The following is an 11,347-nucleotide window of genomic DNA, read 5'->3' as shown; positions in this document are numbered from 1 at the left end:
GTCTCCCGAGCCTTCATCCATCCATCGTGAACGCCACTCTTGCCGCTTCCCGCCCCTGGTGGCATGCCAGGTGGCACCACAGCAGTATGCTGGCCCGGGCGCTGGCCATTTCCGTGGCCGTGCACGCGCTGCTGCTGATGGTGCGGGTGGCCGCGCCGGAAGTGTTCGAGATCAAGCGCAGCGATGCCGCGCTCGACGTGGTGCTGGTCAATGCCAAGTCCGCGCAGAAACCGCGCAACCCGACCGCCCTGGCCCAGGCCAACCTCGATGGTGGCGGCGATCATGACCGGCAGCGCGCCACCACGCCGCTGCCGGCGCAGACCCTGACGCAGGAGGGCGAGCTGGTGCGCCAGGTGCAGCGCCGGGTCGAGCAGCTGGAGCAGGAGCAGCAGCGCCTGCTGACCCAGGCGCGCGAGGCCGCGCCGGCGGTGCGCAACCAGCCGCTCAAGCCCGGCGAGAAGCGCCAGGACACGCCGCAGCGCGGCCAGGACGAGCGCACCTCGGCCGACGAGATGGCCAGGCTGGAAGCCGAGATCGGCCGCAACCTGGAGCACTACGCCAAGCGACCCAAGCGTTTCCAGCTGACCGCCACCAGCGCGCAGGCGGTTGACTACGCGCAGTACTACGACCGGCTGCGCCGCAAGATCGAGGCGCGCGGCACCACGGATTTCCCGCAACGCAACGGCAAGCCGCTCTACGGCCAGCTGATCCTGGTGATCAACGTCAACCGGCAGGGCAAGCTGGGCTATAACCGCGATGGCTACAACATCGATGCCATCGACGTGGTCAAGAGCTCGGGCGATCCCGCGCTGGACCGCCAGGCGGTGGCAATCGTCCGTGCGGCCGCGCCGTTCGGCGCCTTTACCGCGGAGATGTCGGCGCGCCAGGACATCCTCGAAGTCATATCCACTTTCAAGTTTTCGCGCAGCGGGCTGGAAACACGCCTGCAGGCACGCTGATGACATCCACTGACTCTTCCCAAGCCAGCGCCGACCGCTATGTGGTGATCGGCAACCCGGTCGCGCACAGCCGCTCGCCGGCGATCCACGCCGCCTTCGCGCGCCAGACCGGCGAGGCAGTGCAATATGACCGCCTGGAGTCGCCGCTGGACGGGTTTGCCGACACCGTGCGCCGTTTCTTTGCCGACGGTGGCTACGGCTGCAACGTGACCGTGCCGTTCAAGCTGGAGGCCTATGACCTTGCCGACCGCCTGACCGAGCGCGCCGAGGCCGCCGGCGCGGTCAACACGCTGTGGATCGAAGAGGGCTTGATCCATGGCGACAACACCGACGGCATCGGCCTGGTGCGCGATATCCAGGACAACCTCGACACGCTGATCGAGGGCAAGCGCGTGCTGCTGCTGGGCGCCGGTGGCGCGGCCATGGGCGCGATGCTGCCGCTGATCGAATGCCGGCCCTCGCGCATCGTGGTGGCCAACCGCACCGCGTCGCGCGCCAGCGACATGCTCGAAGAATTTGTCGAGGCGGCCGACCAGTATGGCGTCGAGCTGTGGGGCGGCGGCCTCGATGCGCTCGAGGGCCTGTCCGAGGACGAGGCCGTCGACGTGGTGATCAATGCCTCGTCCAGCAGCCTGCAGGGCGAAGTGCCGCCGGTGCCGGAGTTTCTGCTGGGCCAGGGCGTGCTGGCCTACGACATGATGTACGGCGCCGAGCCTACCGTGTTCCTGCAGTTCGCCGCGCGCTGCGGCGCGCGCGTCAGCGACGGCCTCGGCATGCTGGTCGAGCAGGCCGCCGAGGCCTTCTATATCTGGCGCGGCGTGCGGCCCCGCACCGCGCCCGTGCTGGCCGAGCTGCGCGCCGCGCTGCAGGCCGAACGCAAGGGCTGACCGGGACGCCGCCAGCCGTGGCCATCCGCAATCGCACGGCCAGCGCTGCCCGCGGCGCTGCTTCCGCCGGATCGGTACTGAATCCGGTGCGCTGGCTCGGCTACCTGCTGGGCTGCATGGTCGCAGGCGTGCTGGCGATGCAGTTGTATTTCTTCGTGCAGATTGCCAGCTGGCAGTATGTCAATCCGTCGAGCACGACCTTCATGCGAGCCGAGCGCTGGCGGCTGTGCGGCTTCAACATTTGGAGCTGCGGTCTGGAACGTGACTGGGTGCCGTATGAGCGCATCTCGCGCAACCTCAAGCGCGCGGTGATCGCAAGCGAGGATGCGGGCTTCGTCAACCATCCCGGCTACGAACTCGACGCCATGCTCGATGCCTGGGAGCGCAACAAGAAGCGCGGCCGCATCGTGCGCGGCGCATCGACCATCACGCAGCAACTGGCCAAGAACCTGTTCCTGTCATCGGAGCAGCATTACCTGCGCAAGGGGCAGGAGCTGGCGATCACGTGGATGCTGGAGTTCTGGCTCGACAAGCAGCGCATCTACGAGATCTATCTGAATTCGGTGGAGTGGGGCGAGGGCGTGTTCGGCGCGCAGGCCGCGGCGCAGCACTACTTCCGCACCAGCGCCGACAAGCTCAGCGTGGGCCAGTCAGCGCGCCTGGCGGCGGCGCTGCCGGCGCCCAAGTGCTTCGACAAGAAAGAGTACTGCGCCAATGTGCGCGTGAACTTCCGCGCCAAGGCGGGCATCATCGCGCGGCGAATGGGGGCTGCAACGCTGCCCGACTGAAGCCGCCGGCCTCAGCTCAGCCATCCCTTCCTGCGGAAATACACCAGCGGGATCGCCGCCGACACTGCCATCAGCGCAATCGCCCACGGATATCCGGCCCCCCAGTCCAGTTCGGGCATGAACTTGAAGTTCATGCCGTAGATGCTGGCGATCAGCGTGGGCGGCATCAGCGCCACCGACACCACCGAGAACAGCTTGATGATCTTGTTCTGGTTGATGTTGATGAAACCGACGGTGGCATCCATCAGGAAGTTGATCTTGTCGAACAGGAACGCGGTGTGGTTCTCGATCGAGTCGATGTCGCGCAGGATCTGGCGCGCCTCGTCCTGCTGCTCGGCCGACAACAGCTGGCTGCGCATCAGGAACGACACCGCGCGGCGCGTGTCCATCACGTTGCGGCGGATGCGCCCGTTCAGATCCTCCTCGCGCGCGATCGTTTCCAGCACGTCGGCCGCGGCGGCATCGGTCACGTTCTCCGCCAGCACGCGGCGGCTGGCTTCTTCCAGGCGTTCGTAGATCTCCTCGATCGAGTCGGCCGAGTATTCCGCGTCGGTCGCGTACAGGTCCATCAGTACGTCCTTGGCGTTGCGCACAGAGCCCGGGCGCATGCGCGCGCGCAGCCGCACCAGCCGGAACACCGGCAGGTCTTCGTCGTGGATGGAGAACAGCACGTCCTTGGTCAGCACGAAGGCGACGCGCACGTTGCGCGACACCTCTTCCTCATCGAGCAGGAAGTCGGTGCGGATATGGATATTCTCGTCCTCGCCCTCGAAATAACGCGCGGACGCTTCCAGGTCGCCCAGGTCTTCCAGTTCAGGAAGGGCGACGCCATAGGCTTCCTTGATCCAGTTCAGTTCCTCGTCGTCGGGATTGACGACATCGATCCAGATCGGCTTGTGCTGCAGCAGCTCATTGCGCTCGTCGACCTGCTCCTGGGCAAGCCGGCCTTTTTGCAGGACGAACAGGTTGATCATCCCCGGGATTCCTTATTGCTGATTGCGACGAAAAACAAAGACAAGCGCGAAGACAAGCGCAGGCGGCTCGCCGCATTCCCAGGTATTGCGTCATGCCCCGTCATGGCCGCGCGGCATGCCGCGCAAGGCCGGGCCACGGGCAAGCGTGATCGCGCTGTCCCGCGGCTGCGCGGGGCAGGCGGACAAGGCGATGGCGTTTGCCTGGGTTGGCTGGCTAGCCGGGAGAGGGAAGATCCGCCACGGTGGGCGCGCATGGAGGCGCCGCCAGTGGCACGGAAAGACACTCGCCCGCAGTTCTGACTGCGGGCAAGGCCGACGAAGCGCGGAGCCGGGTGCTCCGGGCGGGTCGTCGTTACGCAGCCCGCAGTGACATGGCATTCGCAGAGGTCGCAGCGTTGCCGCGCCAACTCGAACACCCGATGCTACTGCCCACGTAATTTCTCCGGGATTGTGATGGCCGCGAGTGTAGCCCAACGAAGGGTGGCTTGTTAAGTGAAATCTCCGCGACGGGCGCGCGCCGTTGCCGCCTCGCGACCCGGCACGTACCGCGGGCGTCAGCCGGCCACGCCGCGCAGCCGGCGCCACAGCAGCGGCGCCAGCATCACCGAGGACAGCGCCAGAAACATCAGCACGATCGCCGCGTAGTCCTGCCAGTGCGGCTGCTCGCCCAGCATCCACATTCCGGAGAACACGCCGACCACCGGGATAAACATGATCGACAGGCTCGACACCACCGGCGGCAGGCTGCGCGCCAGCCCGAACCAGACCAGGTGGCAGAAGGCGAAGACCACCACCGCGTTGTAGGCGATCGCGGCCCATTCGATGGCGGTGGGCATGCGCCAGCCATCTTCCAGCAGCAGCGAGCCCAGCGCCAGGAAGGGCAGCGTCACCGCCAGCATCCAGAAGGTCATGGCGCCGATCGGCACGTCGGTCTGGGTGCGCTTCATCAGCTGGGTGCCGAAGCCCCAGCCGGCCGCGGCCACCAGCATCAGCAGCGTGCCGGCGGGGCTGCCGGTCAGCGCGGCGAGCTCGCCGGACAGCAGCAGCACCGTGCCCGCCAGCGCGCAGCCGATGCCCAGCCAGGCCCATGCGCCGATGCGCTCGCGGAAGAACACCAGGCCCCAGACCACCGCCCAGATCGGCATGGTGTAGCCGAGGATCGCGGCGCGGCCCGACGACAGCATCTTGACCGCGCAGATCGCCAGCAGGTGCCAGATCACCATGTTGGGCAGCGCCAGCCGCAATACCGTGCCCCATTCGCGCCGGGGCACCGCCAGAGAATCGCCGCGCAGCCGCAGCGCCAGCCCCAGCGCCACCAGCCCGCCGGCCATGCACAGCAGGCGGAAGCCCATCGCCGGGAAATGCGCCACGCCCACCTTCATGATGGGCCAGTTGATGCCCCAGGCGAGCGTCAGCACCACAAGCAGGAAGAGACCACGGCGATCGAGAGACATGACGGGACGCGGCTGTGCGGGATGCCGCGCATTGTTTTGAGACGAAGCGCAAAACGATAGCACGCAGCGGGTAAAATTGCCGAAAGCGACATATGCTGCAGGGATGAAAGGTTTTCACGCCGCTGCGGCCAACCGCGCCGGCCGAGTCCATCGGCCAGGATCGACCAGGATCGGCCTCACGATGAGACGCCGGCGCCACCAGGACATTCCGAGTACCCATGACTTTCACCGAGCAGCTTGCTGCCGCCTGGCAGCGCAACGATTCCCTCCTGTGCGTCGGGCTCGATCCTGACCCGCACAAGCTTCCCCTGTCACTGACCGGGGCCGGCGGCGCCATCTTCTCGTTCTGCCGCGAGATCGTCGACGCCACCGCCGACCTGGTCTGCGCCTTCAAGCCGCAGATCGCCTACTTCCATTCGCAGCGCGCCGAAGACCAGCTCGAGCAGCTGATCCACTATATCCACGACGCCCACCCCGGCATCCCGGTGATCCTCGACGCCAAGCGTGGCGACATCGGCTCGACCGCCGAGCACTATGCGCTGGAAGCCTTCGAGCGCTACCAGGCCGATGCGGTCACGGTCAGCCCGTACATGGGCTTCGACTCGATGCAGCCGTATCTCGCCTACCCGGGCCGCGGTGTGATCGTGCTGTGCCGCACCTCCAACCCGGGCGGTTCCGACGTGCAGTTCCTGCAGATCGACGGCAAGCCGCTGTACCAGCTGGTGGCCGAGGCCGCGCGCGAGCGCTGGAACACCACCGGCCAGATGGGCCTGGTGGTCGGCGCGACCTTCCCCAACGAAATCGCGCGGGTGCGCCAGATCGTCGGTGACATGCCGCTGCTGATCCCCGGCATCGGCGCCCAGGGCGGCGACATCGAAGCCACGGTGAAGGCCGGGCGCACCGCCGACGGCACCGGCATGATGATCAATTCGTCGCGCGCCATCCTCTACGCCAGCCGCGAGAAAGACTTCGCCGCGGCGGCGCGCAACGTCGCGCTGCAGACGCGCGAGACCATCAACCGCTACCGCCACGGCTGACCGCCGCGCGCGGGACAAAAAAACCGCGCCTGCTGGCGCGGTTTTTCGTTTGAGCGGCTTGCGGCGGCAGGGTCTTCAGGCCTCGTTGCGCAGCAGCTCCACCAAGCCGCGCATCGCGTGCTCGGCCGCCTGCCGCCGGATTTGCGCGCGGTCGCCGGGAAAGCGCTGGGTCTCGACGATGGTGGTGATGCGGTTGCTCCAGCCAAAGCACACCATGCCCACGGGCTTGTCCGGGGTGCCGCCGTTGGGGCCGGCGACCCCGGTGATCGACAGTGACACTTGTGCGCGGCTGTTCAGCAGCGCCCCTTCCGCCATCGCACGCGCGACCTCTTCGCTGACCGCGCCGTGATCGCGGATCAGCTTGGCCGGCACGCCCAGCATGGTCGACTTGGCCTCATTGGAATACGTGACGAAGCCGCGCTCGAACCAGCCCGACGAGCCCGACACGTCGGTAATGGCGGCAGCGACCAGGCCGCCGGTGCAGGATTCGGCGGTGGCCAGCATCAGGGATTTGTCGGCTAGGGCGACGCCGGCCTGGATGGCGAGCTGGTCGAGCAGGCGGCTGACGGACATGATGGGTGCAGGGGTTGTTTTGGAGGAATCAGTTTGGCGTTCGCCGCTCAGAACGAGCGCCACAGGGCAAACACCAGCAGCGTGTAGAACGCCGCGAAAATGTCGTCGAACATCACGCCGAAGCCGCCGCGCAGGCCCGGGCCCTTCAAGCTGCGGTCATAGTGGCCGATCGGCGCCGGCTTGGCGATATCGAACAGCCGGAACCACAGGAACGCGGCGAACTGGCCCCAGAAACCGGTCGGCATGACAAAGGCCAGCACCAGCCAGAACGCCACGATCTCGTCCCAGACCATGCTGCCGTGGTCATGCACGCCCATGTCGCGCGCGGTGCGGGCGCATGCCCACAGGCCCAGCACGAAGCCGCCGGCGATGATCCACAGCCAGGTGGCGGGCTCGATCCACAGTGAAATCACCACGAACGAGAGCCAGGCGTAGAGCGTGCCGACGGTGCCGGGACCGACCGGTGACAGGCCCGAGCCGAAGCCGAAGGCGATCAGGTGGGCCGGATGCGCCAGCATGAAGCGCGCGCTCGGGCGCGTGACCTTGACGGTCTGGCCGGCTTCCAGGGTCAGGGCGGGGTCGCGCGGCGCGGCCCCGGGAGGGAAGGTGGACATCAAAGTTGGCTCGTGTGAAGCGGATACGGCTTATGGTTATGGCCGGCTTGCGCTGCAATGCGTGCGGGACTCCCGTGCCCGCGCAGGCGCCGATGCCGGCATCATGACATGCCTGTGACCCGGTGTCAGGGGGCAGCGAAATGGTCGAAGCTGGCGCCCTCGTAGCGGGTCGGGTTGCCGGCGCGGTCGACCAGCCGCAGGCCCGGCTCGGGCGTGATCGCGCCGACGCGCGTCAGCGGCAGCGCCAGCCGCTCGCTGATGGCTGCAATGGCGTCGCCGTGGCCGGCCGGCGCGGTGAAGCACAGTTCATAGTCGTCGCCGCCGGCCAGCACGCACTCGCGCTGGATGGCATCGGGCTGGCCGGCCAGCACTGCCGAGCGGGGCAGGGCATCGACATCGACCAGCGCGCCCACCTGCGAACGCGCCAGGATATGGCCGAGGTCGCCCACCAGACCGTCGGAGATATCCAGTGCGGCATGCGCCACGCCGCGCAAGGCCATGCCCAGCGCCACGCGCGGCGTGGGTGTGTCCATGCGCGGCCGGACCTGGCTGAATTCGGGTTCTGGCAGCAGCCATTCGCCGCGGCAATCGCCCAGCGCCAGCCGGGCGTCGCCGAGGGTGCCGGAGATCCAGATGTCGTCGCCGGGGCGCGCGGCGTCGCGGCGCAGCGCCGCGCGCAGCGGCACGTCGCCGAATACCGTCAGCGACAGCGTCAGCGGACCACGCGTGGTGTCGCCCCCCACCAGTTCGCAGCCATGTTCGTCAGCCAGCGCCAGCATGCCGCCGGCCAGGTCGGCCAGCCATTCGGGCTCGGCCTCCGGCAAGGCCAGCGCCAGCGTGAAGGCGCGCGGCTCGGCACCCATGGCGGCGAGGTCCGACAGGTTCACCGCCAGTGCCTTGTGGCCCAGCGCGCGCGGCGCCACGTCCGGGAAGAAATGCCGGCCGCTGACCAGCATGTCGGTGCTGATGGCGAGATGATGGCCGGGACGGCCCTCGATCAGCGCGCAGTCATCGCCCACGCCGAGCGCGGCCTTGCGCACCGGCCGCGTGAAGTAGCGGCGGATCAGGTCGAATTCGGAAAGCTGGGCGGGCTGGGCGTGAGGCATTGTCGAGCGGCTGCCCGGTGCGGGCGGATGGGTGACGGCGGTTTTCCAGGAAGATTGCCGGCGTTTGCCGGCAGATCCCGGAGCGGGCACGCGGCGTCAGCATGGGGCGCATCCAGCGTTTCAGCAAGATACTGCCGCGCATCACAGCCATGACTGCCATGCGCTGCGCTGCTTCGGCGCGCGCACGCTACGCTTGCTGGTATTGCCCCGAAGGATGGGGCATATTGTACCGAATCGCAAAGGTGCCCCAAGCAAAACGCTTATTGTGAAATAGTTTTTCACTATATAAAATGCTGGGTTCCAAAGGAAGAGAAGGGCGGACGCGTGGAGCCGGTCCGCCGATCGTCCCCGCCTTGTCAATGACGGCTCCACCGATTGGAAGATGCGCCGATGACCAGCCCACAGTCCCCGTCCCAAGACGATCTGAAACAGCAGCAGCGCGAGGCGCTGCGCAAAGCGGCGCTCGAGTATCACGAGTTTCCCACCCCCGGCAAAATCTCGGTCACGCCGACCAAGCCGCTGTCGAACCAGCGCGACCTGGCCCTGGCGTATTCGCCTGGCGTTGCCGCCGCCTGTGAAGAAATCGTTTCCGATCCGGCCAACTCGTTCCGCTACACCGCGCGCGGCAACCTGGTCGCGGTGATCACCAACGGCACCGCCGTGCTGGGCCTGGGCGACATTGGCGCCGCGGCCTCCAAGCCGGTGATGGAAGGCAAGGGCGGGCTGTTCAAGAAGTTTGCCGGTATCGACGTGTTCGATATCGAAATCGACGAGAAGGACCCGGAAAAGCTGGTCCAGATCATCGCCGCGCTCGAGCCCACCTTCGGCGGCATCAACCTGGAAGACATCAAGGCACCGGAGTGCTTCTACGTCGAGCGCAAGCTGCGCGAGAAGATGAAGATCCCCGTCTTCCACGACGACCAGCACGGCACCGCCATCGTGGTGGCCGCGGCCATCATCAACGGCCTGAAAGTGGTCGGCAAGGATATCGCCAAGGTCAAGCTGGTGGCCTCCGGCGCCGGCGCGGCCGCGCTGGCCTGCCTGGACCTGCTGGTCGACATCGGCCTGCCGATCGAGAACATCTGGGTGACCGACCTGGCCGGCGTGGTCTATGAAGGCCGTACCGAGCTGATGGACCCGGAAAAGGCGCGCTTCTCGCAAAAGACCGACAAGCGCAAGCTGGGCGAAGTGATCGACGGCGCCGACATCTTCCTCGGACTGTCCGCGGCGGGCGTGCTGAAGCAGGACATGGTCCAGCGCATGGCCGACAAGCCGCTGGTGCTGGCGCTGGCCAACCCGAACCCGGAAATCTCGCCGGAACTGGTCAAGGAAGTGCGTCCGGACGCGGTGATGGCCACCGGCCGTACCGACTATCCGAACCAGGTTAACAACGTCCTGTGCTTCCCGTTCATCTTCCGCGGCGCGCTGGACTGCGGCGCCACCACCATCACGCGTGAGATGGAGATCGCCGCGGCCAATGCGCTGGCCGAACTGGCGCGCCAGGAGCAGAGCGATATCGTCGCCACTGCCTACGGCATCCAGGACCTGTCCTTCGGTCCCGAATACCTGATCCCGAAGCCGTTCGATCCGCGCCTGATCGTCAAGGTGGCGCCGGCCGTGGCCGAAGCCGCGATGAAGTCCGGCGTGGCCGCGCGCCCGATCGAGGACATGGACGCGTACCGCCTGCAGCTGCAGCAGTTCGTGTACCACTCCGGCACGGTGATGAAGCCGATCTACGCCGCCGCGCGCAAGGTCGAAATGGAGAAGAAGCGCATCGTCTTCGCCGAGGGCGAGGAAGAGCGCGTGCTGCGCGCGGTGCAGGTGATCGTCGACGAAAAGCTGGCCAACCCGATCCTGATCGGCCGCCCCGCCGTGCTGCAGCACCGCATCGAGCGCTTCGGCCTGCGCCTGCGCGCCGGCGTGGACTTCACCGTGGTCAACCCGGAGCACGACGAGCGCTTCCGCGACTATTCCGACGCCTACTACCGCATGATGGCTCGCCAGGGCATCACGCCGCAGTACGCCAAGCTGGAAATGCGCCGCCGCACCACGCTGATCGGCGCGATGCTGGTGCACAAGGGCGAGGCCGACGGCATGATCTGCGGCACCGTCAGCAACACCGCGGCGCACCTGCGCTATATCGACCAGGTGCTGGGCGGCACCAACAAGGTCTATGCGGCGATGAACGGGCTGGTGCTGCCGGGCCGTCAGATTTTCCTGGTGGACACCCACGTCAACGTCGATCCGAGCGCCGAGGAACTGGCCGCGATCACGCTGATGGCCGCTGAAGAGCTGAAGCGCTTCGGCATCGAACCCAAGGTCGGCCTGCTGTCGCATTCGAACTTCGGCTCGTCCGAAGCGCCGTCGGCGCGCAAGATGCGCGAAACCCTGGCCATCCTGCGTGAGCAGGCGCCGGAGCTGGAGATCGACGGCGAAATGCACGGCGACTGCGCGCTCGACCAGAAGCTGCGCGACCAGCTGGTGCCGGACGGCACGCTCAAGGGCGAAGCCAACCTGCTGGTGTGCCCGAATATCGACGCGGCCAATATCTCGTACAACCTGCTCAAGGTTGCCGCGGGCAACAACGTCGCGATCGGGCCGATCCTGCTGGGCGTTAAGGCCCCGGTCCACATCCTGACGCCGTCGGCGACGGTGCGCCGCATCGTCAACATGACGTCGCTGGTGGTGGTCGACGCCGCAGCCAAGCGCTAAGCCAATTGGCCAGGCCCGGAACGGGCCAAGGTGACGAAAAGCCGGGTTCGCCCGGCTTTTTTTATTCCCTCGCGGTCGTGGTTAGTATGCGCACACATACGCTTAACATATTGAAACAATTGAAGAAATTGCGCTGCAACAGTGCCGGGATTGATTAATTGCGTGCATGCGCGTAACCTTACGCCTTTGATACAGGCGCTTGCCATGAGCGCCCCGGTGCGGCCGGCATTCCTCGCGCGACGC

At 66.8% G+C, this 11,347-nt stretch carries 10 protein-coding genes; 5 read left to right on the top strand and 5 right to left on the bottom strand.

Annotated elements, in window-relative coordinates:
* The first annotated feature begins 26 nt into the window (after positions 1-26).
* The 3 genes from ACEI37_RS24495 to mtgA all read left to right on the top strand — a co-directional run bounded on the left by ACEI37_RS24495 (position 27) and on the right by mtgA (position 2,634).
* Complete coding sequence (locus tag ACEI37_RS24495; RefSeq protein WP_373378514.1) at positions 27-959, top strand: energy transducer TonB; 933 nt, start codon at positions 27-29, stop codon at positions 957-959.
* Positions 959-1,846 (top strand): shikimate dehydrogenase, encoded by an 888-nt coding sequence (gene aroE / locus ACEI37_RS24490; RefSeq protein WP_373378513.1) that lies wholly within the window; start codon positions 959-961, stop codon positions 1,844-1,846. Before ACEI37_RS24495 ends, aroE begins: the two co-directional genes overlap by 1 nt.
* An 86-nt stretch (positions 1,847-1,932) precedes the next feature.
* Positions 1,933-2,634, top strand: coding sequence for a monofunctional biosynthetic peptidoglycan transglycosylase (gene mtgA, locus ACEI37_RS24485; protein ID WP_373380311.1), 702 nt, complete (start codon positions 1,933-1,935; stop codon positions 2,632-2,634).
* Between the two features lie 11 nt (positions 2,635-2,645).
* Here mtgA and corA read toward each other — a convergent pair whose 3' ends face one another.
* Both corA and ACEI37_RS24475 read right to left on the bottom strand, forming a co-directional pair.
* The gene (gene corA / locus ACEI37_RS24480; protein ID WP_018006324.1) at positions 2,646-3,608 is read right to left on the bottom strand and encodes a magnesium/cobalt transporter CorA; all 963 of its coding nucleotides are present in this window, start codon (positions 3,606-3,608) and stop codon (positions 2,646-2,648) included.
* A 554-nt stretch (positions 3,609-4,162) separates the two neighbouring features.
* The gene (locus ACEI37_RS24475) at positions 4,163-5,062 is read right to left on the bottom strand and encodes a DMT family transporter (protein WP_111519170.1); all 900 of its coding nucleotides are present in this window, start codon (positions 5,060-5,062) and stop codon (positions 4,163-4,165) included.
* A 218-nt stretch (positions 5,063-5,280) separates the two neighbouring features.
* On the opposite strand from ACEI37_RS24475, the gene pyrF reads away from it, so the two are divergent.
* Positions 5,281-6,099: an orotidine-5'-phosphate decarboxylase gene (pyrF, locus tag ACEI37_RS24470; protein ID WP_373378512.1), complete on the top strand. Its 819-nt coding sequence runs from the start codon at positions 5,281-5,283 to the stop codon at positions 6,097-6,099.
* 75 nt (positions 6,100-6,174) lie between these two features.
* Here the strand turns inward: pyrF and ACEI37_RS24465 are convergent, their stop codons facing one another.
* From ACEI37_RS24465 to thiL, 3 genes are all read right to left on the bottom strand, one after another.
* On the bottom strand, positions 6,175-6,672 hold the full coding sequence (locus ACEI37_RS24465; protein WP_373378511.1) for a CinA family protein: 498 nt from the start codon (positions 6,670-6,672) through the stop codon (positions 6,175-6,177).
* A 47-nt stretch (positions 6,673-6,719) separates the two neighbouring features.
* Positions 6,720-7,286 (bottom strand): phosphatidylglycerophosphatase A, encoded by a 567-nt coding sequence (locus ACEI37_RS24460; RefSeq protein WP_373378510.1) that lies wholly within the window; start codon positions 7,284-7,286, stop codon positions 6,720-6,722.
* A gap of 125 nt (positions 7,287-7,411) precedes the next feature.
* Entirely contained in the window at positions 7,412-8,392 is a 981-nt protein-coding gene (thiL, locus tag ACEI37_RS24455) for a thiamine-phosphate kinase (RefSeq protein ID WP_373378509.1), read from the bottom strand.
* 390 nt (positions 8,393-8,782) lie between these two features.
* On the opposite strand from thiL, the gene ACEI37_RS24450 reads away from it, so the two are divergent.
* A complete protein-coding gene (locus ACEI37_RS24450) occupies positions 8,783-11,104 on the top strand; it encodes an NADP-dependent malic enzyme (protein ID WP_373378508.1) in 2,322 nt (773 codons plus the stop codon).
* Positions 11,105-11,347 lie beyond the last annotated feature (243 nt).

The sequence above is a fragment of the Cupriavidus nantongensis genome (genome assembly GCF_041726985.1).
Lineage (GTDB): Bacteria > Pseudomonadota > Gammaproteobacteria > Burkholderiales > Burkholderiaceae > Cupriavidus > Cupriavidus nantongensis_A.
This window is presented reverse-complemented; position numbering and strand designations above follow the sequence as displayed.